The 20,329-nt window shown below is 73.3% G+C and carries 23 protein-coding genes; 15 read left to right on the top strand and 8 right to left on the bottom strand.

What is annotated here, in order from left to right:
• The first annotated feature begins 3 nt into the window (after positions 1–3).
• From DZA62_RS11670 to DZA62_RS11645, 6 genes are all read left to right on the top strand, one after another.
• Entirely contained in the window at positions 4–1,014 is a 1,011-nt protein-coding gene (locus tag DZA62_RS11670; RefSeq protein ID WP_116949110.1) for a D-ribose ABC transporter substrate-binding protein, read from the top strand.
• Positions 1,015–1,129: 115 nt separating this feature from the next.
• Positions 1,130–2,122 carry a sugar phosphate isomerase/epimerase family protein gene (locus tag DZA62_RS11665; protein ID WP_116949109.1) on the top strand — a complete coding sequence of 331 codons (993 nt, stop codon included), beginning with the start codon at positions 1,130–1,132 and terminating at the stop codon, positions 2,120–2,122.
• Positions 2,119–3,015 carry a transketolase gene (locus DZA62_RS11660; protein ID WP_116949041.1) on the top strand — a complete coding sequence of 299 codons (897 nt, stop codon included), beginning with the start codon at positions 2,119–2,121 and terminating at the stop codon, positions 3,013–3,015. The genes DZA62_RS11665 and DZA62_RS11660 overlap by 4 nt, the downstream gene beginning before the upstream one ends.
• Positions 3,015–3,974, top strand: coding sequence for a transketolase family protein (locus DZA62_RS11655; protein WP_408618609.1), 960 nt, complete (start codon positions 3,015–3,017; stop codon positions 3,972–3,974). The genes DZA62_RS11660 and DZA62_RS11655 overlap by 1 nt, the downstream gene beginning before the upstream one ends.
• 45 nt (positions 3,975–4,019) lie before the next feature.
• On the top strand, positions 4,020–5,006 hold the full coding sequence (locus DZA62_RS11650; protein ID WP_198663649.1) for a sugar-binding transcriptional regulator: 987 nt from the start codon (positions 4,020–4,022) through the stop codon (positions 5,004–5,006).
• A 67-nt stretch (positions 5,007–5,073) separates the two neighbouring features.
• Positions 5,074–5,667 carry a dihydrofolate reductase family protein gene (locus DZA62_RS11645; RefSeq protein WP_116949039.1) on the top strand — a complete coding sequence of 198 codons (594 nt, stop codon included), beginning with the start codon at positions 5,074–5,076 and terminating at the stop codon, positions 5,665–5,667.
• 25 nt (positions 5,668–5,692) lie between these two features.
• On the opposite strand, the gene DZA62_RS11640 is transcribed toward DZA62_RS11645, so the two are convergent.
• Positions 5,693–6,364, bottom strand: a complete 672-nt coding sequence (locus DZA62_RS11640; RefSeq protein ID WP_116949037.1) for a DsbA family protein — start codon at positions 6,362–6,364, stop codon at positions 5,693–5,695.
• Between the two features lie 68 nt (positions 6,365–6,432).
• Between DZA62_RS11640 and DZA62_RS11635 the strand changes: the two genes are divergently transcribed.
• From DZA62_RS11635 to DZA62_RS11615, 5 genes are read left to right on the top strand one after another with little or no spacing between them, the layout of a single operon-like run.
• Positions 6,433–6,819, top strand: a complete 387-nt coding sequence (locus DZA62_RS11635; protein ID WP_198663648.1) for a BlaI/MecI/CopY family transcriptional regulator — start codon at positions 6,433–6,435, stop codon at positions 6,817–6,819.
• Positions 6,816–7,796 (top strand): M56 family metallopeptidase, encoded by a 981-nt coding sequence (locus DZA62_RS11630; protein ID WP_116949035.1) that lies wholly within the window; start codon positions 6,816–6,818, stop codon positions 7,794–7,796. Before DZA62_RS11635 ends, DZA62_RS11630 begins: the two co-directional genes overlap by 4 nt.
• Positions 7,790–9,283: an apolipoprotein N-acyltransferase gene (gene lnt / locus DZA62_RS11625; RefSeq protein ID WP_198663647.1), complete on the top strand. Its 1,494-nt coding sequence runs from the start codon at positions 7,790–7,792 to the stop codon at positions 9,281–9,283. The genes DZA62_RS11630 and lnt overlap by 7 nt, the downstream gene beginning before the upstream one ends.
• Positions 9,284–9,304: 21 nt before the next feature.
• Positions 9,305–10,240, top strand: coding sequence for an NAD-dependent epimerase/dehydratase family protein (locus tag DZA62_RS11620; RefSeq protein ID WP_116949034.1), 936 nt, complete (start codon positions 9,305–9,307; stop codon positions 10,238–10,240).
• Positions 10,237–11,169, top strand: coding sequence for an RNA polymerase sigma-70 factor (locus tag DZA62_RS11615; RefSeq protein ID WP_116949033.1), 933 nt, complete (start codon positions 10,237–10,239; stop codon positions 11,167–11,169). Before DZA62_RS11620 ends, DZA62_RS11615 begins: the two co-directional genes overlap by 4 nt.
• A gap of 255 nt (positions 11,170–11,424) precedes the next feature.
• On the opposite strand, the gene DZA62_RS11610 is transcribed toward DZA62_RS11615, so the two are convergent.
• A complete protein-coding gene (locus DZA62_RS11610; RefSeq protein WP_116949032.1) occupies positions 11,425–12,021 on the bottom strand; it encodes a histidine phosphatase family protein in 597 nt (198 codons plus the stop codon).
• Positions 12,022–12,023: 2 nt separating this feature from the next.
• Positions 12,024–13,394 (bottom strand): PEP/pyruvate-binding domain-containing protein, encoded by a 1,371-nt coding sequence (locus DZA62_RS11605; RefSeq protein WP_198663646.1) that lies wholly within the window; start codon positions 13,392–13,394, stop codon positions 12,024–12,026.
• A gap of 59 nt (positions 13,395–13,453) precedes the next feature.
• Here DZA62_RS11605 and DZA62_RS11595 point away from each other — a divergent pair, with 59 nt between their 5' ends.
• Entirely contained in the window at positions 13,454–13,876 is a 423-nt protein-coding gene (locus DZA62_RS11595; RefSeq protein WP_116949031.1) for a DNA-binding protein, read from the top strand.
• The gene (locus DZA62_RS11590) at positions 13,873–14,505 is read left to right on the top strand and encodes a transcriptional regulator (protein WP_116949029.1); all 633 of its coding nucleotides are present in this window, start codon (positions 13,873–13,875) and stop codon (positions 14,503–14,505) included. The genes DZA62_RS11595 and DZA62_RS11590 overlap by 4 nt, the downstream gene beginning before the upstream one ends.
• Positions 14,506–14,562: 57 nt before the next feature.
• On the opposite strand, the gene DZA62_RS11585 is transcribed toward DZA62_RS11590, so the two are convergent.
• Positions 14,563–15,333, bottom strand: a complete 771-nt coding sequence (locus DZA62_RS11585) for a creatininase family protein (protein WP_116949028.1) — start codon at positions 15,331–15,333, stop codon at positions 14,563–14,565.
• Positions 15,334–15,395: 62 nt separating this feature from the next.
• On the opposite strand from DZA62_RS11585, the gene DZA62_RS36315 reads away from it, so the two are divergent.
• Both DZA62_RS36315 and DZA62_RS11575 read left to right on the top strand, forming a co-directional pair.
• Positions 15,396–15,869, top strand: coding sequence for a hypothetical protein (locus DZA62_RS36315; RefSeq protein WP_198663645.1), 474 nt, complete (start codon positions 15,396–15,398; stop codon positions 15,867–15,869).
• Between the two features lie 542 nt (positions 15,870–16,411).
• Positions 16,412–16,597 (top strand): hypothetical protein, encoded by a 186-nt coding sequence (locus DZA62_RS11575; protein ID WP_116949027.1) that lies wholly within the window; start codon positions 16,412–16,414, stop codon positions 16,595–16,597.
• Here DZA62_RS11575 and DZA62_RS11570 read toward each other — a convergent pair.
• Genes DZA62_RS11570 through DZA62_RS11555 form a run of 4 tightly spaced genes read right to left on the bottom strand, consistent with a single transcriptional unit; the run spans position 16,586 to position 20,328 of the window.
• Complete coding sequence (locus DZA62_RS11570; protein WP_116949026.1) at positions 16,586–17,641, bottom strand: succinylglutamate desuccinylase/aspartoacylase family protein; 1,056 nt, start codon at positions 17,639–17,641, stop codon at positions 16,586–16,588. The two genes, DZA62_RS11575 and DZA62_RS11570, sit on opposite strands and share 12 nt — an antisense overlap.
• Positions 17,638–18,405 (bottom strand): amidohydrolase family protein, encoded by a 768-nt coding sequence (locus DZA62_RS11565; RefSeq protein WP_116949025.1) that lies wholly within the window; start codon positions 18,403–18,405, stop codon positions 17,638–17,640. Before DZA62_RS11565 ends, DZA62_RS11570 begins: the two co-directional genes overlap by 4 nt.
• 16 nt (positions 18,406–18,421) lie before the next feature.
• Positions 18,422–19,510, bottom strand: coding sequence for an ABC transporter ATP-binding protein (locus DZA62_RS11560; protein WP_116949024.1), 1,089 nt, complete (start codon positions 19,508–19,510; stop codon positions 18,422–18,424).
• The gene (locus tag DZA62_RS11555) at positions 19,507–20,328 is read right to left on the bottom strand and encodes an ABC transporter permease (protein ID WP_116949023.1); all 822 of its coding nucleotides are present in this window, start codon (positions 20,326–20,328) and stop codon (positions 19,507–19,509) included. Before DZA62_RS11555 ends, DZA62_RS11560 begins: the two co-directional genes overlap by 4 nt.
• Position 20,329: the final 1 nt, after the last annotated feature.

Genomic DNA, 20,329 nt, shown 5'->3' with positions numbered 1-20,329 from the left:
ATGATGCGACGTACGCTCCGCAACGGCGCGGGCCTGGTTGCCGCCTTGACGGCGCTGGTCCTCGCAGGGTGCTCCAACGGCTCCAACTCGACCTCGTCGGAGACCACCGACCCGTCCGAGGCGCCGACCACCGCCGCGGCCGAGGCCGGCGGCCTGATCGCGGTCATCACGCCATCGCACTCCAACCCGTTCTTCAAGGCCGAGGCGGACGCCGCGGTCGCCAAGGCGGAGGAGCTCGGCTACGAGGCGCAGGCCGACTCCCACGACGACGACCCGAACCGGCAGAGCGAGCTGATCGACGCCGCCATCGCGAACGACGCGAGGGCGATCGTCCTCGACAACGCCGGCGCCGACGTCACCATCGGCGCGGTGCAGAAGGCGGAGGACGCGGGGATCCCGGTCTTCCTCATCGACCGCGAGATCAACGAGACCGGCATCGCCAAGGCGCAGATCGTCGCGAACAACTCGCAGGGCGCCGGGCTGGTCGCCGAGGCGTTCGTCGAGGCGCTCGCGGGCGAGGGCACCTACATCGAGCTGGTCGGCCGCGAGACCGACACCAACGCGCAGGTGCGCTCCGACGCCTTCCACGCGGTCATCGACCAGTACGCCGGCCTGACCCAGGTGGCCCGTGAGACGGCCAATTGGGACCAGCAGGAGGCGTTCACCAAGGTCGAGACGCTGCTGCAGACCAACCCCGACGTCAAGGGCATCATCGCCGGCAACGACACCATGGCGCTGGGTGCCGTCGCCGCCGTCGACGCGGCCGGGCTCACCGGGCAGGTCGTCATCGCCGGGTTCGACGGCAGCCCGGACGCCGTCCAGGCGATCAAGGACGGCAAGCTGCTGGCCACCGGCCTGCAGCCGGCCGTGCAGATCTCCGAGCTGGCGGTCGAGCAGGCCGATCTGTTCATCCGCACCGGCGACACCGGCGCCGAGGAGAAGCAGTCCATCGACTGCGTGCTCATCACCGCCGAGAACGTCGACCGCTACACGCTGTTCGCCATGTCGGACTGACCGGCGCGACGGGCGCGCCGGCCGCAGCCCGGCGCGCCCGTCCACACCCGTCGTGACCCGCGAGCCGTCAATGCCGATGCCGCCGGGGACCCGAGGAAGAAGGGACTGGATGACCATGCAGGAACTCCCACGGTTCGGTGCGGGCCTGTGGCACTTCGCCAGCTACGTGGACCGCTATGCCGTCGACGGCTACGCGCCGCCGCGCACGACGCTCGAGGCGATCGAGCTGGCCGGCTCGGTGGGCGAGCTGTCCGTCGTGGACCTCAACTACCCGTTCACCCCCGGCGTGGGGCTGGACGAGGTGAAGGACGCGCTGGCGCAGGCGGGCCTGTCCGCCATCGGCATCACCCCGGAGATCTACCTGCGCCGCTGGGCCAAGGGCGCGTTCACCAACCCCGACGCCGGCGCCCGGGCGGCCGCGCAGGAGCTCATGCACGAGGCCGCGAACGTCGTGCGCGAGCTGGGCGCCGACTACGTGAAGATCTGGCCCGGCCAGGACGGCTGGGACTACCCGTTCCAGGTCAACCACCACGACGTCTGGAAGCTGGCCGTCGACGGCATCGCCGAGCTGGCGGGCGCGCATCCGGACCTCAAGTTCGCCATCGAGTACAAGCCGCGCGAGCCGCGGGTCAAGATGCTCTGGGACTCCGCCGCGCGCACGATCCTGGGCATCCAGCAGACCGGCCGCGACAACATCGGCGTGCTGCTCGACTTCGGTCACTCGCTGTACGGCGGGGAGTCGCCGGCCGACGCCGCCCAGCTGCTCATCGACCACGGCGTGCTCTACGGCATGGACGTCAACGACAACCTGCGCGGCTGGGACGACGACCTCGTGGTCGGCACCGTCCACATGACGGAGATCTTCGAGTTCTTCCACACCCTGCGGCTCAACGGCTGGGACGGCGTGTGGCAGCTCGACCAGTTCCCGTTCCGCGAGGACAGCGTCGACGCCGCGCGCACGTCCATCCGCTTCCTCAAGGCGATCCACCGCGCGCTGGACCTGCTCGACGTCACGGCGCTGGCCGAGGCGCAGGCACGCCAGGACGCCATGGCCGCACAGCGGCTGGTGCAGGACGCGCTGCTGCAGTCCATGGCGGGTGACCGATGACGGGTTCCGCCGCGACGGCCGCCCCGGCGGACGCGCTGCCGGTGTTCGGCCGGATCGGCGCCGACGCCGGGCGCGAGGCCGTCCTCGCCCACCTGGCCGAGGCGGCGCGGGCCGTGCGCCGTCGCGACATCCAGATGGTGCACGAGGCCGGCCAGGGCCACATCGGCGGCGAGTTCTCGGTCACCGACATCCTGGTCACGCTGTACATGCACGTGCTCAACGTCGCCCCGGAGCGGCCGGACGACCCCGAGCGCGACCGGCTGATCCTGTCCAAGGGGCACGCGGCGGCCGCGCTGTACACCGTCCTGGCCGCCCGCGGCTTCATCGGCGTCGACGAGCTGCGCTCGTTCGTGCAACCGCTGTCGCGGCTGAACGGGCACCCGGCGCGGACGAAGATCGACGCGGTCGAGGCCTCGACCGGGCCGCTCGGGCACGGCCTGCCGATCGCCGTCGGTACCGCGGTCGCGGCCCAGCTGGACGGGTCGCCGCGCCGCACGTTCGTCGTCCTCGGCGACGGTGAGCTGCAGGAGGGTTCGAACTGGGAGGCGCTGATGACCGCCGGCCACCGCCGGCTGGACCACCTCGTCGCCGTCGTCGACCGCAACCGGCTGCAGCAGGGCGCCCGAGTCGCGCAGACCAACGACCTCGAGCCGCTGGCCGACAAGGCCCGCGCGTTCGGCTGGGACGTCGTCGAGGTCGACGGGCACGACCACGGCGCGCTGATCGACGCGTTCGCCGCCGTGCCCGCCGCGTCCGGGCGGCCGACGTTCGTGATCGCGCACACCGACAAGGGCTATCCGGTCAGCTACATGCGCGACCAGGTGTCCTGGCACCACAAGGTGCCGACCGCCGAACACGTCCAGACCGCTCTCGATGAACTGGAAACCTCATGATCACCGCACCCGTCTCGGCTGAGCGGCCCCTGCACGACTGCCGCGACGCCTGGGCCGCGACGCTCGTCGACCTCGCCAGGCACGACCCGCGCATCGTCGCCGTCGTCAACGACTCCGTCGGTTCCAGCAAGCTCGTGGGCTTCCAGGACGAGTTCCCCGAGCGTCTCATCAACGTCGGCATCGCCGAGCAGGACATGGTCGGCGTCGGGGCCGGCCTCGCCAACGGCGGCAAGATCCCGTTCGTGTCGGCGGCGGCCTGCTTCCTCACCGCGCGAGCGTTGGAGCAGATCAAGGTCGACGCGGCGTACTCGCAGTACAACATCAAGCTCATCGGGCAGAGCCCGGGCATGGCCTACGGCGAGCTCGGGCCGACGCACCACTCCATCGAGGACCTCGCCTGGCTGCGCGCGATCCCCGGCCTGACCGTCGTCGTGCCGGCCGACCCGCGTGAGACCGAGCAGGCGATCCGATGGGCCGCGGCCCACACCGGGCCGGTGTTCGTCCGGGTCAGCCGCATGCCCGTCCCCGACGTCATGCCCGCCGGCTACGAGTTCGAGCCCGGCCGGGCCGTCCTGCTGCGCGACGGCACCGACGTCACCATCGCCGCCACCGGCACCGTCGTCTCGCGCGCGGTGGAGGCGGCGGAGCTGGCGGCGGCCGAGGGCATCTCGGTGCGGCTGCTGGCCGTGCCGACGATCAAGCCGTTCGACACCGAGGCGATCGTGCGCGCGGCACGGGAGACGCGGGGGATCGTCACGATGGAGGAGGCGACCGTCGTCGGCGGCCTCGGCGGCGCCGTCGCGGAGACGGTCGTGCGGCACCAGCCGGCGCCGGTGCGCACGCTCGGCGTCCCCGACGAGTTCGCCCCCACGGGCTCGGCGTCCTGGCTGCTCGACCACTACGGCGTCAGCGCGAGCGGCGCGCTCGAAGCCTGCCGGGAATTGCTGGGCCGGGCATAGAATCCATTCAGCCCTGAAAGATTCGAACGACCGTATGGGAGACCCGTGACCGGACTCGACGCCACGAAGACGCGGCAGGTCGGTCATCCGGGCGAGCAGCTGCGGCTGATGGCCAAGATCGCCCGCATGTATCACCTGCGGGGGATGCGTCAGAACGAGATCGCCGCCGAGCTGCACCTGTCGCAGGCGCGGGTGTCGCGGCTGCTCAAGCGGGCCGCCGAGGTGGGCATCGTCCGCACCACGGTCACCGCGCCTCCCGGCGTCCAGACCGAGCTCGAGGAGGAGCTGGAGCAGCGCTTCCAGCTCCAGGAAGCCGTCGTGGTGAACGTCAGCGGCGACGAGGAGGCGGTCATCCCCGCCATCGGCGCGGCCGCCGCGGTCTACCTCGAGAACACCCTCATGGGCTCCGAGGTGGTCGGCATCTCCACCTGGAGCGCGAACCTGCTGGCCAGCGTCGAGTCCATGCGGCCCGCCAACAGCCGGGTGGTCGAGAAGGTCGTCCAGCTCATGGGCGGCATGGGCGACCCGATCGCGCAGGTCGAGGCCACCCGCATCATGACGGCGTTCTCCAGCGCCACCGGCGCCGACCCGGTGTTCCTCGCCGCGCCCTGTCTGCTCGGCAGCGCCAGCGCGCGCGACATCCTCACCGCCGACCCGACGCTGACCAAGGTCACCGCGTTGTGGGACGAGCTCACCACCGTCCTCGTCGGCATCGGCACGCTGGAGCCGTCGCCGCTGCTGCGCAGCAGTGGCAACGCCGTCGCGCCCGACGACCAGACCATGCTGCGCGGGGCCGGCGCCGTCGGCGACGTGTGCATGCGCTTCTTCGACGCCGACGGGAAGCCGGTCGACTCCTCGCTGGACGAGCGGATCATCGGCATCCGGGAGTCGCAGCTGCGGGCGGTGCCACGGCGCATCGGCGTCGCGGGCGGCGAGCGGAAGCTGACCGCGCTGACCGGCGCGCTGCGCGGCCAGTGGATCAACGTCCTCGTCACCGACATCGACGTCGCGCAGGCCCTCCTCGGCCGATGAGTTCCGTGGCCGGGTCGAGTCCGACTCTCGGCGGGCACACCGGAACGGTCACCACCGGGAGGCACTGATGGGTGTCGTCTTCTCCAGCTTCACCATGTCGCTCGACGGATTCGTGGCGTATCCGGACGACTCGGTGGGGGCGCTCTTCGACTGGTACGGCAGCGGCGAGGTCGAGGTCCGGCCGGCGGGCTACCCGATCACGTTCCGGATGTCCGAGGCCAGCGCCGCCTACTGGCACCAGAACGAGACCGAGGGCGTGTTCATCGCCGGGCGCCGGATCTTCGACCACGCCAACGGCTGGGGCGGCCGGCCGCCGAACGACTCGCCGACGTTCGTGGTGACGCACCGGCCGCCGCCGGAGGGATGGCCGCCGATCCCGGACGCCCCGTTCACCTTCGTCCCCAGCGTGGAGGAGGCGCTGGCGCAGGCGCGGGTGCTTGCCGGCGACAAGGACATCGGCGTCGCCGGGCCGGACATCGCGCAGCAGTGCATCAACCTGGGCGCGCTGGAGGAGATCCGGGTCGACCTCGTCCCGATCCTGCTGCGCGACGGCGTCCGCTACCTCGACAACCTCGAGAACGACCGCGCCCACCTCGAGCTCCTGCAGGTCGTCGAGGGCCACCAGGTCACCCACCTGCGCTACGGCGTCACCTACGACTGACGGCGCGGAAGAAGCGGCGATGCCGTCAGCCCGCGACCGCGGCGTCGAGCATCGCCCGCAGGTCGTCGAGGGACTGCGGCTCGATCTTCGCGCCGTCGAGGAAGAAGGTCGGCGTGCCCTCGACGCCGAGGGTGAGGCCGTCGTCGCGGTCGCGCAGGACGCGCTCGAGGGTCGCCGGGTCGGCGACGGCGGCGTCGTAGGCGGCGAGGTCGAGGCCGAGCTCCTCGGCGAAGGTGCGGAACAGGTCCGCCGCCGAGACCTGCTGCTCGCCCCAGTCGGCCTGCGTCTCGAACATCCGGTCGTACATGGCTTCGTACTGCCCCTGCAGGGCGGCGGCCTCGACGGCGACGGCGGCGTTCTCGGCGTTGAAGTGACCGGGACCGGGCATGTACCGGGCGACGAACGCGACGCGGCCGTCGTACTCCTGGCGCAACTGCTCGATGCCGGGGTGGACGGCGCGGCAGGCTTCGCACTCGAAGTCGAGGAACTCGACGAGCACCGGCGCGCCGTCGGGCGCGGGACTGAGGACGTGGCTGTCGTCGCGTACCACCGGCGCCGGCGTGCCGCCGCCACCACCGGTCGGAGCGGCGGCCGACGGCTCGTCGTCGCCGCCGGTCCGGTTCAATGCCAGTAGCACGACGAGTGCGACGGCGAAGCCGGCGACGAGCAGCAGCGAGCGTTTGAGGTCCTTGGACACGGGCGCTCCTCCGAGATCTACTATGCGAGATAGTAGTATGACCCGGCCGGACGGAAAGGGGTGAGCGGGTGCCGCGGAACAGCCTCGGCTCGCTGGAGGCCGACGTGATGGACGTCCTCTGGGCGGCGCCGGGACCGACGACGGTCCGCCAGGTGCTCGACACCCTGCTGGCCGGCCGGACCGTGGCCTACACCACCGTCCAGACGGTCATGGACAACCTGTGCCGCAAGGGCATGCTGACCCGCGAGCCGGCCGGCCGGGCGAACGTCTACCGGCCGGCCGCCACCCGCGAGGAGTTCGCCGCCGATCTCGTCGGCGCGGCGCTGTCCGGAGCACCCGACCCGGCGGCCGTGCTCATCCGGTTCGCCGACCGCATGGACGACGCCGACGTCCGGCGGCTGGCCGAGGCGCTGGAGCGGCGGCGGTCGGACGCGGGCGAAGGGCCGGCGACGTGACCGCGCTGGTCGTCGCCGTCACCGGGCTGGTGGCGGCGTGGACGCTGCCGGCGCTGCTCGCGGCGGCGCGCTGGCCGCTGCGCTACCCGCGGGCCGCGATGCTGGCCTGGATGCTGGTGCTCCCGGCCACGTACGGCACGGTCATCGCGGCGGCCTTGTCGCTGGTGCTGCACCTCCCGCCCATCGCGGCCGCGCTGCACGCCTGGCTGCCCGGGCACACCGATGCCCTGCTGCGCAGCTACGCGCACCTGGGCGGCCGGCCGCTCGACGCCGTCGTCGGCGGGGTCGCGGCGTCGGTGGTGACGGGCGCGGTGCTGGCGGTCGTCATCAGCGCCAGGCGCTCGGCCGCGGACCGGCGGCGCTACCTGGCCGATCTGGGGCTGGTCGCCCGGCCGGTCGGCCTGCCCGGCGTGCTGGTGGTCGACGTGCCGCAGCCGGCCGCGTACGCGGTGCCCGGCCGCCCCGGCGCCGTCGTGCTGACCTCCGCCGCCCGCGATGCGCTCGACGCGGCCGAGCTGACCGCGGTGCTCGCGCACGAGCGGACCCACCTGCGTGCGCGGCACGCCCGGCTGCTCGGGGTCGCGGCGACGTTCGCCCGGGCGGGCTGGCTGCCCGGCGCCCGCGACAGCCACCGATCGCTGCGGCTGCTGGCCGAGCTGCACGCCGACGACGCCGCCGCGCGGAGCACGTCACCGCTGGTGGTCGCCGGTGCGCTGCTGAAGCTCGGCCGCGCCGCCACCCCCGAAGCGGGCATCGGCATCGGCGCCGTCGGCATGGTCGCCCGGGTCGAGCGGCTGCTGGAGCGGACGGTGCCGCACCGCCGTCCGCTGGCGCCGGTCGCGATGGTCGGCGCCGTGACCGGGCTGGTCGCGATGCTGACGATCCAGCTGGCCGTGCTGGCGGCCCCGATCGCGACGGCCGCGTACGACGCCGCCACCTGCGACCTCGACTGCCGGTCCGGGAGCGAGCCGTGGTGACCCGGCGGCGGGCCGTCAGCGCCGCGCTGATGGTGGCCGTCGCGCTGCTGTGGTGGCTGGCGCTGCCGCCGCGCGACTGGTGGCCGCTGTTCCCGCTCGGCGTGGCCGGGTTCGTGCTGGCGCTGGCCGGGCACGGGCTGCGCGACCGGCTCTGGCTGGGCGCGTTGTGCGGCGCGGTGCACTACGTCGTCGCGCTGCGCTGGCTGACCGACTTCAGCCCGCCCGGCTACGTCGCCGTCGCGGTGCTGCAGACCCTGCTCCTGACGCTGGTCGCCGTGGTGTCGCCGGGACGTTCGGCGGGCCGCCGGCCCGGTTGGTGGCTGGTCGCGCCGGCGGCACTGGTGCTGCTGGAGGCCGTGCAGTACCGCTTCCCGTTCGGCGGGTTCCCGCTGCCGGCGTTCGGGCTGAGTCTGGCGGACAGCCCGTTCCTGGCGGTCGCGCCGCTGGGTGGCGCCCTGTTGGTGACGGCACTCGCGGCGCTCGGCGGCGGGGCGCTCGCGGCGGTCGTGGCCGGGCCGAACCGGACCCGGATCATCGCCGCGGCGACTGCGGTGGTCGCCGTCGGCGTGCCGATCGCGCTGAGCGGTGCCGCCGCGACGCACGGCGCGGGCAGCCTGGACGCGGTGATCGTGCAGGGTGGCGGCCCGCGCGGGCTGCGGGCGATCTTCACCGATCCCATGGACGCCACCAACCGGCATCTCGAGGCGCTGGCGCAGGTGCGGGACCAGCCGGACGTCGTGCTGCTGCCGGAGAACGTCGCCGACGTCGACGGGCCGATCGCCGGCACCGCCCTGGACGAGGCGTTCGCCGAGCAGGCCCGCCGGCTGCGCACCACGCTCGTCGTCGGCGTCACCGAGCGCGAGGGCGACCGCTTCCGCAACGCCTCGATCGTCTGGGGACCGGACGGTCACATCACCGACCGCTACGAGAAGGTGCACCGCGTCCCGTTCGGCGAGTACATCCCGTTGCGCGGCCTGTTCGAGCGGCTCAGCGACGCCACCCGGTTCGTCCCGCGCGACGCGATCGTCGGCGACACCGACGCCGTCGTCCAGGCCGCCGGCACGCCGCTGGCCATCGTCATCTCCTACGAGGTGTTCTTCGCCGACCGGGTCGCCGACGGCGTCCGCGACGGCGGCGAGCTGGTGCTGGCGCCGACCAACGCATCGTCCTACGTGGGGGAGGAGGTGCCGGCCATCGAGGTGGCGGCGTCGCGGCTGCGGGCCCGCGAGTTCGGCCGCACGGTCCTGCAGGCCGCGCCGACCGGGTACTCGGCGATCGTGCTGCCCGACGGGTCGGTGACGCGGCTGAGCGGGCTCGGCACGCAGGAGCTGCTGGAGCAGCGGGTGCCGCTGCGGACCGGCCTGACCCCGTACGCCCGCACCGGCGACTGGCCGGTGCTGCTGCTCGTCGCGTTGCCGCTGGCCGCTGCCGCCGTCGCCCATGTCACGGCGCGGCGGGCTGTCTCGTCTCGGAACCGGGAGCGATAGCCGGACGAGGAGCGTGACGAGATGCGGGTGTTCGTGGCGGGCGGGACCGGGGCCGTCGGGCGGCGCCTGGTGCCTCAGTTCGTGGCGCGGGGCCACCAGGTGACGGCGACGACGACCCACCCGGACCGGCTGGGCCTGCTGACCCGGCTGGGCGCCGAAGCCACGCTGATGGACGGGCTGGACGCCGCATCCGTCGGCCAGGCGGTGGCGCATGCCCGGCCGGACGCGATCGTGCACCAGATGACCGCGCTGTCGCCGGACTACATCGGCAAGCCGGACTTCCGGCATCCGGAGCGGATCGCCGCCATCACCAGCCGGCTGCGCACCACCGGGACCGACCACCTCCTGGCGGCCGCCGAGGCGACCGGAGTCACGCACGTCGTCGCGCAGAGCCTCGCCACCTGGCCCGCGCACCGCGACGCCGGCCCGGTGACCGAGGACGAGGCGCTGCCGCCGGAGCAGCTGCCGGCGAAGCTGCGGTTCATGGCCCGGCCACTGCGGTACGTGGAGGACGCGGTCGTGAAGGCCGGCGGGGCGGCGTTGCGCTACGGCGTCTTCTACGGTCCCGGCGGCGGCATCGAGAACCAGATCGATCTCGTGCGCAAGCGGAGGATGCCCGTCATCGGCGGCGGCGCCGGCTACTTCTCGTGGGTGCACATCGACGACGCGGCGAGCGCTACCGTGCTGGCTGTAGAGCAGCGGGCGAACGGCGTGTTCAACATCGTCGACGACGATCCGGCCCCGGTCAGCGAGTGGCTGCCGTACCTGGCCGCGTGCGTCGGTGCGAAACGGCCGTTGCGGATCCCCGCGTGGCTGGTCCGGCCGCTCGCCGGCGAGATGGGCGTGGCGATCATGACCGAGGGCCGCCCGTTCGCCAACGCGAAGGCCAGGCGGGAGCTCGGCTGGGAACCGCGGTATCCCAGCTGGCGCACGGGTTTCAAGGAGGAGGCGGCATGACCCCGGCCGAGGAGTTCGAGGACCTGCGGCCACTGCTGTTCTCGATCGCCTACCGGCTGCTGGGTAGCGTGAGCGAGGCCGAGGACGCGGTCCAGGAGACGTGGGTGCGCTATCAGACGTCCACCACTCAGCCCAAGTCGGTGAAGGCGTACCTGTCCGCCGTCGTCACCCGGGTGTCGATCGACGTGCTGCGCTCGGCTCGGGTGCGGCGCGAGGAGTACGTCGGGCCGTGGCTGCCGGAGCCGCTGGCCACCGACCCGTACGAGGACCCGGCTCGGTCCGCCGAACTGGCCGACTCGGTGTCGATGGCGGCGCTGCTGCTGCTCGAGCGGCTCAGCCCGCTGGAGCGGGCGGTCTTCGTGCTGCGCGACGTGTTCGGCTTCGGCTTCCCGGAGATCGCGGCGGCGGTGGACCGGTCCGAGGCGGCCTGCCGCCAGCTCGCCGTCCGGGCCCGCCGGCACATGGACGACGGCCGGCCCAGGTTCGCGGCCGACCGCGAGGAGCGTGAGCAGCTCGCGGCCCGGTTCTTCGACGCGGTCCGCGACGGCGACGTCGACGGCTTGCGCGAACTGCTCGCGGCCGACGTCCAGATGGTCGGCGACGGTGGTGGCAAGGCGCCGGCGCTCGCCAAGGGCGTGTACGGCGTCGACAACGTGGCCCGGCTGGTCACGTCCTTCATGCCGCTGCTGGACGCGGTGGGCGCCACGCTGGAGCCGCGCACGCTGAACGGTCAGCCGGGTGCCGTCGTGCGCGACCGCGACGGCGCGCTGATCGGGACCATGACGCTCGACGTGCTCGACGGGCGGATCCAGGCGGTCCGCTCGGTGGTGAACCCGGACAAGCTCGGGCACCTGGGCCCGCTGTCCGATGCCTGGGCCGTCGCTCACGAGCTGCGCCGGGCCCGTCGCGGCTCGGGACGCACGCGCTAGAAGAGTGAGTCCGTTTGTCGGTGGTGGGGCGGCGGTGCGCTCGGGATCGCGTACCTCACCAGGAGGCCTCGTTCGGACCGGTCACCTTGGCAAGGCTCACCGCCCCGCAAACCGGGACGAGTCGGACGGTCGGGCGACGGTGGACCTTGCCAAGGACGTGGCCGGCCTTGCCGAGGCAAGGCACGCCGATTCCACACCTGGACGACCGGCGCGCTGAACGAGAGATCATTCGGACTCACTCATCTGAGGCGCGCGTCACGGCCGCACGACGCCGCGGAAGCCGGTCCAGCGCAGCTCGTCCGGGAGATGCCCGAGGTCGTTGAAGAGCACCAGCGTCGGCGGCAGGCCGGTGCGGCACTCGACCAGCGTCAGCCCGGTGTTGGCGCTGTCCAGACCGAGCCAGCGGGCCGGCGGCGCCGCCAGCACGTGCCGCACCAGCCAGGCGATCGGGTAGGCGTGGGTGACGAGCACCTCGTGCGTGTCGCCGTCCGGTGGCGCGGCGGCGAACCGGGTGACCAGCGCCTGCGCGAGCCGGTGGCCGACGGCCGCCTCGGCCGCGTCGTAGCCGTCGAAGAAGCCGGCCCAGGCCGGCGGCGTCTCGGCCGGGGCGGGGACGTAGGGGACGTGGTCGGCCAGCTCGTCGGCCGCGGCGACCGGGACACCGGGCAGGTGACGCGCCAGCTCGTGCGCGCTGTCCGCGGCGCGCGCCAGCGGCGAGTGCCAGACGACGTCGACGGGGACACGCGTCAGCCGCGCGCCCAGCAGGCCGGCCTGGCGACGTCCGTCGTCGGTGAGCGCGCCGAACGGGTCGGCGGCGCCGTGGCGGGCGAGGTAGAGGTGGCGCGTCGCCATGCTCACTCCCGGGTGGTCGTGACGGTGCCGGCGTCGCCGTCGATGGTGACGGTGGTGTCGTCGCGGAGCCGGGTGGTGGCCTCGGCGACGCCGAGGACGGCGGGGACGCCCCGCTCACGGGCGACGATCGCGGCGTGGGAGAGCACGCCGCCGATCTCGGTGACGACGCCCGCGGCGAGGCGCAGCAGCGGCGTCCAGGCCGGGTCGGTGTAGCGGCAGACCAGCACGTCACCCGGGCGCATCCGGGCGAAGTCGCCTGGACCGCGGACCACCCTCGCCGGGCCGGTCGCGGTGCCGTGGCTGCCGGGTGTGCCGGTCAGCGTGCCGGGTGATGCCGCGGACGCCCTGGCGGACGGTGGTGCCGGTGCGGCGGCCGGGCGTGGTGGGGGAGCGGCGGTGACCGGGCGCGCCTGCAGCAGCCAGTCGCGTCCGCCGGCGATCGCCCACTCGACGTCCTGCGGCCCGCCGCGCAGCGCGGCCACCCGGTGGCCGAGCCGCGCCAGTCGCCGGGCGGTGTCGTCGTCCAGGACCGGCCGAGTCCGATCGCTGAGCGGGACTCCTCGGGTGACCAGCCGCGCGCCGTCGCGGTCCAGCCGGATCCGCTTGTCCCCGACGACGCACGCGACCGACCCGTCGGCGGCGACGGTGTAGGCGTCGGGTGTCACCGTGCCGCCGACGACGCTGGGCCCGAGCCCCCACGACGCCTCGATCGCGGTGACGCCGTCCGGCGCCGCGGGGGTGAACAGCACCCCCGAGACATCGGCGTCCACCAGCCGCTGCACGAGGACCGCCATCGCCGGGGCGGCGGCGCCGTCGCGGTAGTCGACGGCGCGCGCCGAGCCCGCCGACTCCCAGCAGGCCAGGACCGCGCCGGCCACGTCTGCGGCGCCACGTACCGCGAGCACGGTCTCGTGCTGACCGGCCGCCGACGCCTGCGCGGTGTCCTCGTCCGACGCCGACGACCGCACCGCCACCAGCGGGTCGCCGAGCCGGGCCAGCCCGCGCCGCAGCTCGTCGAGCAGCTGTGACGCCCGACCGGCTGGGGCGCTGCTCTGCCGGGCAGGGGCGGGGCCGTTCTGGGCAGGGGCGGGGTCGTGTTGGGCCGGGGTCGAGCGGTGCTGGGCTGCGGTGGGGCCGTGCTCGGCCGGGGTCGGTCCGCGTTGGGCCGGAGTGACATCCCGCCCGGATGGGGTGGGACCCCACCCTACGGGCGGGCACCGACAGTCGGCCGCGTCGCTGACCGGGCCGGCGGGACCCGCGAACGGCACGACGAAGCCGTCGGGGACCGGCAGGCCGGCCCGCAGCAGGGCGCCGAGCGCACTCGCCTTGCCGCCGCAGGTGTCCGCTTCCGCCTCGCTGAGCGGCACCAGCACCAGACCACTCCTTCAACAGATTGTTGACAACGTTCTGTTGATGAAACACGATCGATGCCATGACCCGCAAGCAGGACCCCGATCACACCCAGGCCCGGCACACTCAGGCCCGGCACACCCAGGCACGCCACGCCGAGGCCCGCCGCGAGCAGGAGGCCCGCGACCGGCTGCTCGCGCTCGGCGCCGGCGAGCTGGAGGCGCGGCCGTGGCGGCCCGATCCGGTCCCGCCGTCGGCGGTGGACCTCGCTCAGTACGCGCTCTGGCGCGCCGCCGACCTCGAGCCCGGCGACCTGCGGGCCGCGCTCGCCCTGCTGGCCGCCGCGCGTGCCGAGGTCGACGGGCTGGAGAGCGGCCTGTTGTTCGTCGCCCGCGGTGCCGGGCTGACCTGGGCCGACATCGGCGACGCCATGGGGTTCAACTCGCCGCAGGCCTGCCAGCAGCACTTCACCCGGCTGGCGGCGCGGCAGGGCGGCGGCTCGTGACCCGCGACTCCGCGCCGGACCTGCTGGCGCTGCACGCCGTCCGCATCTCCGGGTTCGCCGACACCCTGGTGCTGGCCCGGCGGTTCGGGCTGGACGTCGCGCTGACGGCCGAGCTGCTGGCCGACGGTGCCGCGCGTGGGTGGGTCGAGCACGCGGACTTCGCCGGCCTCGCGGGCTGGTCGCTGACCGAGTCGGGCCGGGCCGAGAACGAGCGGCTACTGGCCGCGGAGCTGGACGAGGCCGGCGGCGAGGGCGAGGTCCGCGCCGTCCACCGCGAGTTCCTGCCGCTGAACGCCCGCCTGCAGCGGGCCTGCACCGACTGGCAGCTGCGGCCGGCGGAGGGCGACCGGCTCGCCGTCAACGACCACCGTGATCCCGCCTGGGACGCCCGGGTGCTGGCCGGCCTGGCCGCCGTCGGTGCGGGTCTCGGCCCGCTGGCCGGCCGCCTGACGGCCGTGCTCACGCGGTTCGGCGGCTACGACACACGCTTCGCCACCGCCCTGGAACGCGCCCGGGCGGGTGACGGCGGCTGGGTCGACCGCACCGACGTCGACTCCTGCCACCGGGTCTGGTTCGAGCTGCACGAGGACCTGGTCGCGACGCTGCGCCTCGACCGGGGCGCCGCGTAGACCCGCTCCAGGCGGAACGCGACGATCACCGGGCGGGCCGGGCGGGCGGCCCAGCCGTCACCGATGGTCCGCGAGCACCGGCGCGAAGTGCGCCACCAGCAGGTCCGTCAGCGCGTCGAGGTAGCGGGCCCCGCGCGCGGCGTCGGCCGGGCGGGCGTCGCCGAGGACCCCGTTGTCGGAGAGCGCGGCGGTGCCGCCGGTGAAGATGCGCCGGGCGACGTCGTCGTCGAAGGCGCCGTCGAAGCCGCGGACGGCGGCGCTCATGTCGACGAGGTCCGGCCGCTCGGCCAGCATGATCGACGTCTCGGCCTCGCCCGCGTGCACCCCGCCGATCTCGGGCGGGATGTCGTCGTCGCGTCCCACCCGCTCGAGCACGGCGACGAACTCGCCCAGGCCCGTGTACGGCACGAACCGGGCGCCGCCGACGACCCCGCCGGTGGACTCGAGCAGCTGCGCGAGCGGCCCGAAGTTGCCGCCGTGGCTGGGCACCACCAGCACGGCCTCGAAGCCGTGGGAGGCCAGACTGGCGACGTACTGCAGCACCACGGCCTGGAACGTCTCGGTGTCCAGCGTCACCGTGCCGGGAAAGGCCATGTGGTGCGTGGCGACGCCGAACGGCACCGTCGGCCCCACCACGACGTCGCCGAGCCGGGGCGCCAGCCGCGTCACCAACGCGTCACCGAGCAGGGTGTCGGCCATCAGCGGCAGGTGTGGCCCGTGCTGTTCGGTGGATCCCACCGCGAACAAGGCGGTCCGCCGCCCGGCGTCGAGAGCCGCTCGCACCTGGGTCCAGGACGACTCGGCCAGTCGGGTCACTCCGGCGCTCATCGCCCTATCGAATCATGAGCGAGGACTGTGCCCGCGCGCCCGGCCGGAGGATGATCCGGTGTGTGGACTCCGGCCACCGGAACGTCGTCACGGCGATCGCCGCGGGTGGGCTGGTGGTGGCCGGCCTGGTGCTGGTCGCCGCCGAGCCGCTGCAGGCGCCCGTCCGGCCGGCCCCGGTCGAGCCGGCCCCGGTCGAGCCGGCCCCGGTCGAGCCGGCCCCGGCCGAGCCCGAGCCCGTCCAGTCCGCCCCGGTCGAGCCGGCGCCGCTCCCCGGGCGGCCGCCGACCGCGGCCGAGCTGGACGAGCTGGCGGAGCGGATCTTCGCCGAGCGGTCCGCGTGGGCGACCGACCCGGCGCTCGTGTACTTCACCTACGCCGACCACGAGGCCGCAGCGGTCGAGGTCGGCGTGGACGAGCCGGAGGTGGCGGCGGCGCTGCCCCCCACCATCCGGCTGCGCTCCGGCGCTCGCGTGGCGATCAGAGTGCAGGAGGGCGGGCCGGTCATCGAGGACAACAGGGCCGCGCCTGGCTCATGATCATCAACCTTCTCGGTCGTGATGGCAGCACAGAAGGTTGATGATCATGAACGGGCAGCTATCAGGGGGACGGGGCGGGTCTGGGCACGCCTCGGGCATCGCAGGCGTGGTCGCGGTCCACCCGGCGACCGTGATCCACGCCGCCAGTCGCCCAGAGTTCCGGTGACCGCGACCAACCCACGTGCGCCATCGCCCCGATCCGCACAACGCCACTGTCGACACGGCGACGCCCGGCGACCGCGAAATCCACCACTCCAGGGGACGCCACCCGGCGATGATCATCAACGATCGCGCACATCACCAGGCGTTCTCCCACTCCACGAGGCATGCATGCCTGGTGGAGCGGGAGAACGCCTCATGATGTGGTGTGTGAACCCGTGTTCACGAGCAGTGGGTGTCGTCAGAAGGCACGTCGTGAGCCGTCTCGTGATCACCATGGCGCGCGTCGACGGCAGCGATCGTGCGGCGGATCGGCGAACTGACCCCCGGCTGACTGCTCGGCGTTCACCGCGGGTTCACGGTCGTGCGCTTGGCTGTCGGGCGTGCTCCCCGCCCACCCGTTCGGCCCGCCCCTGGTCGCCACGCTCAGCACCGACGGCGAGCAGGTCACGCTGCAGTGGGTCGCGGCCGAGGACGACTGGGTGTCGCTGGGCGAGCACGTCGGCGCGTTCGACGTGCCCGACACGGACACTCTGACCGGGGAGTGGCGGCGGTCGCTACGCCGGTAGCGGGAACCGCCAGTCGGTCAGCCGGGGCAGCTCGGCCGCCCGGGTCGCGTCGCCGATGATGTAGGCGTAGTCGCCGGGGTTCACCTGGCCGAACGCGGGCCGCAGCTGGAAGATCGCCGACGACTCGTACGGCGCGGTGATGGTCTGCAGCACCTCGAACGAGTGCGGGTCGACGACGCGGCCGAGGAGGGTGCCGCCCGGTACGGTCGCCGACAGCGCCTCGACGCCGACGGCCGGGTAGAACAGCCCGCCGTGGACCACCCGCTGCAGCGTCCGCCCGCCGCGCATGACCAGCTGACGGTCCGGCAGCACCGGCTCGCCGTCGATCATGCCGAGCGCCTTGAGGTAGTTGTCGATCCGGGTCAGCGCCAGCTCGTCGAACCCGTCGGGCAGCACGTTGCCGCCCTGCTCGGCGACGACGCACAGCACGCCCTGCTCCGCCGCGTAGCCGGTGATCGTGCCGGAGTACGGGTTGACGTCGTGGACGTAGACGAAGTCGCAGCCCATCAGCCGGTTGAAGTCGAACGTCCGCTTCTGTTCCGGCGTGGAGTCGCCGCTGACCAGCGTGTAGTTGATCGACGTGTTCGCACCGCAGTGGTAGTCGATCAGGGCGTCCAGCCGGCCGAGCACGTTCTCCGACAGCGCGGCCGCCAGCTGCTGCGTCACCCAGCCGTCGGCGGCGCCGGGGAAGACCCGGTTGAGGTTGTTCATGTCGGTGTTCCAGCCCTGCCCGGTGGTCCGGGTGCCCGACTCGAACGCGACCGGGTTGGCGACGGGGACGGCGACGACGGTGCCGGCCAGCCCGGCGAGGTCGAGCCGCTCCATCGCCAGCCGGATGATGTGCGAGCCGAAGATCGCGTCGCCGTGCACGGCGCCCACCAGCCCGAGCACCGGTCCGTCGCCTGCCCCACCGCGGGCGACGTGGACGGCGATGCGCAGGTCCTCGCCCGATGCTCGGCGGGCCACGGGGAGGTGGAAGAGCCGCCGAGTGCCGGGCGCGACGTCGAGCAGCTGCGCCGGCCCGGTCAGCAACGCGGCGGTCACGACAGCCCCAGCAGCCGGGCGGCGTTGCCGCCGAAGACCAGCTCGAGGTCGGCGTCGGACAGCCCGGACGAGGTGAAGACGGCATCGGTGTCGATCACCCGCTGGTCGCGGTCGAGGGAGAAGTCGCTGCCGTAGAGGATCTTGTCCGGGCCTGCCTCGGTGACCACCTGCCGCACCAGGCCGGGGATCAGGGCGCCCCACCGCGCCCACGAGATCGACGTCTCGAGGTAGACGTTCGGGTGCTTGCGGGCGAGGTACAGCGCGTCGCTCATCGGGTTGGCGTGCCCGGCGACCAGCACCGTGCCCGGGCACATGATGGCGAGGTCGTCCAGCAGCTCGACCCGGCCGTTCTCCAGCCGCCCGGCGCGCCCGTTGGACGGCCCGGTGTGGAAGATCACCGGGATGCCGAGGTCGCCGGCGGCGGAGACCACCGGGACCAGGCCGGGGTCGGCGAGGCTGAACCCCTGGATCAGCGGGTGCAGCTTGAGCCCCTTGAGGCCGAGGACGGTGACAGCGTGCGCCAGCGTCTCGACCGGGTCCTCCCGCGGGATGCCGGTGGTCTCGGCGAACGGGACGACGGAGGCGAACCCGACGATGGCGCCGTCGGCCTTGGTGACGAGGTCGGCGACCGCCTGGTTGGACATGTACGGCGCGATGGGCAGCACCACGGCCTTGTCGATCCCGAGCGCGGTGATGTTCTGGACGAACGTGTCCACCTCGTCGAGCTGGGTGTTCCAGATGTGGGTGTGGAAGTCGATCCGCAACGAACGCTCCTTCGCATCAGTCGGCCAGAGGTACGGCCTTGCTCCATTCCGGTGTCACGAAGACCGGGGTGTCGATCGAGTAGCTGAGCCCGACCGGCGTCAGCGCCTGCAGCCGGGTGCCGCCGGGCAGCTCGACGTCGTGCAGGACGCCGCCCGGCTGGTACTCGACCACCCGGACCACGCCGGGCGTGCCGCCGTCGTCGGTCTGGCCGAGCCGCACGCAGTCGGGCCGCAGTGCGACGGCGACGACGTCGGACCGGCCGGCGGTCACCTCGGCCGGGATCCGCGACCCGCCGGACGTCCGGTAGCCGCCGTCGCCGGTGCTGACGTCGACGACGTTGGCGAGGCCGAGGAACTCGGCGGTGTAGCGGCGGGTGGGCCGGGCGAACACGTCGACCGGCCGGCCGAGTTCGACGATGCGCCCGGAGTCCATGACGGCGATCCGGTCGCCCAGCGCCAGCGCCTCGGTGTGGTCGTGCGTGACGTAGACGCCGGTGAGACCGAGGCCGCGCTGCAGCTCCTTGAGCTGGGCCCGCAGCTGCACCCGGATCCGGTGGTCGAGGCTGGAGAGCGGCTCGTCCATGAGGATCAGCCGCGGCTCGACGACGATCGCGCGGGCCACCGCGACCCGCTGCTGCTGGCCGCCGGAGAGCTGCCGCGGCAGCCGGCCGGCGAACTCCGTCAGCCCGACCAGCTCGAGCGCCCGGGCCACCCGGTCGGCCCGCTCCTGCTTGCCGACGCGGCGCATCTTCAGCCCGAACGCGACGTTGTCGCGGACGGTCATGGTCGGGAACAGCGCCCAGGTCTGGAAGACCATCGAGATGTTGCGCTTGAACGTCGGGACCGCGACCAGGTCCTCGCCGTCCAGCTCGATGGCGCCCGAGTCGGGCTGCAGCAGCCCGGCGAGCGTGCGCAGCAGCGTCGTCTTGCCGCAGCCGGAGGGGCCGAGCAGCACCAGCATGTCGCCCTTGGTGACGGTGAGGTCGACGCCGGCGACGCCGCCGCCGGTCGGGTACTGCTTCGTCACGGCCCGCAGCCGCAGGTACGCCGAGGGCGAGTCCGCGGGGGCGCGGTCGGTGCCGGACTCGTGGTGGGTGAACGTCATGACGATCTCCTGGTGGGCGAGCCGGCGAGGTGGGAGAGGCCACCCAGCCGCGACAGGACCACGGCGACGACCAGTGAGAGGACGATGAGGATCGTCGACATCGCCGAGACGGTCGGATCGGAGTTGTACTCCAGGTACTGGAACATCGTGATCGGCAGCGTCGTCTGGCCCGGTGCGGACAGGAACAGCGAGATGGACACGTTGTCGAAGGAGAAGATGAACAGGAACACCGCCGCCGATCCGATGGCCGGCAGGATCGCCGGCAGCGTCACCCGGACGAACGCGGTCGCCCGCGAGGCGCCGAGGGTCTGGGCGGCCTGCTCGATGTTCTCGTCGACGCCGCTCAATGCGGCCACCAGCACCTGGACAGCCAGCGGCATGCCGATGAGGACGTGACCGAGGACCAGCCCGATCAGGCTGCTGGCCATGCCGATCTGCACCAGCATGATCAGCAGGCCGAGGGCCAGCAGCATGTCCGGCGTGATCAGCGGCAGCACGGTCGCGGTGCTGACCCACGGCCGCAGCCGCCGCCGGCCGCGGGTGATCGCGACCGCGGTCGGGATCGTCAGCGCCAGCCCGACCACCGACGCGATGACTGCGATCCGCAGGCTGAGCAGCAGCGACGACTGGAATCGCGGCGTCTCGATCGCGGTGGTGAACCAGTCGAGGGTGAACCCGTCCGGCGGGAACTTGAGGTAGGCGCCGGGGTTGACGGCGGTCGCGACGACCACCACCAGCGGCACCAGGAGCAGCAGCGTGAAGCAGATCGCGAAGACGGGGTAGCGGGTCCGCTCCCGGGGCGTCGACGATGTGCGCATG

Source organism: Jiangella endophytica (assembly GCF_003427025.1).
Taxonomy (GTDB): domain Bacteria; phylum Actinomycetota; class Actinomycetes; order Jiangellales; family Jiangellaceae; genus Jiangella; species Jiangella endophytica.
Note: the sequence above shows the minus strand (reverse complement) of the source record. Positions and strands in the feature narration are given on the sequence as shown.

Bases quoted from the DNA above. Each gene is read 5' to 3' on its own strand.
- DZA62_RS11670 (WP_116949110.1), top strand. From the start codon at position 4: ATGCGACGTACGCTCCGCAACGGCGCGGGCCTGGTTGCCGCCTTGACG.
- DZA62_RS11610 (WP_116949032.1), bottom strand. From the start codon at position 12,021: ATGGCGACGCGCCACCTCTACCTCGCCCGCCACGGCGCCGCCGACCCG.
- DZA62_RS11620 (WP_116949034.1), top strand. From the start codon at position 9,305: ATGCGGGTGTTCGTGGCGGGCGGGACCGGGGCCGTCGGGCGGCGCCTG.
- DZA62_RS11660 (WP_116949041.1), top strand. From the start codon at position 2,119: ATGACGGGTTCCGCCGCGACGGCCGCCCCGGCGGACGCGCTGCCGGTG.
- DZA62_RS11585 (WP_116949028.1), bottom strand. From the start codon at position 15,333: ATGAGCGCCGGAGTGACCCGACTGGCCGAGTCGTCCTGGACCCAGGTG.
- DZA62_RS11555 (WP_116949023.1), bottom strand. From the start codon at position 20,328: ATGCGCACATCGTCGACGCCCCGGGAGCGGACCCGCTACCCCGTCTTC.
- DZA62_RS11645 (WP_116949039.1), top strand. From the start codon at position 5,074: ATGGGTGTCGTCTTCTCCAGCTTCACCATGTCGCTCGACGGATTCGTG.
- DZA62_RS11615 (WP_116949033.1), top strand. From the start codon at position 10,237: ATGACCCCGGCCGAGGAGTTCGAGGACCTGCGGCCACTGCTGTTCTCG.
- DZA62_RS11560 (WP_116949024.1), bottom strand. From the start codon at position 19,510: ATGACGTTCACCCACCACGAGTCCGGCACCGACCGCGCCCCCGCGGAC.
- DZA62_RS11665 (WP_116949109.1), top strand. From the start codon at position 1,130: ATGCAGGAACTCCCACGGTTCGGTGCGGGCCTGTGGCACTTCGCCAGC.
- DZA62_RS11595 (WP_116949031.1), top strand. From the start codon at position 13,454: ATGACCCGCAAGCAGGACCCCGATCACACCCAGGCCCGGCACACTCAG.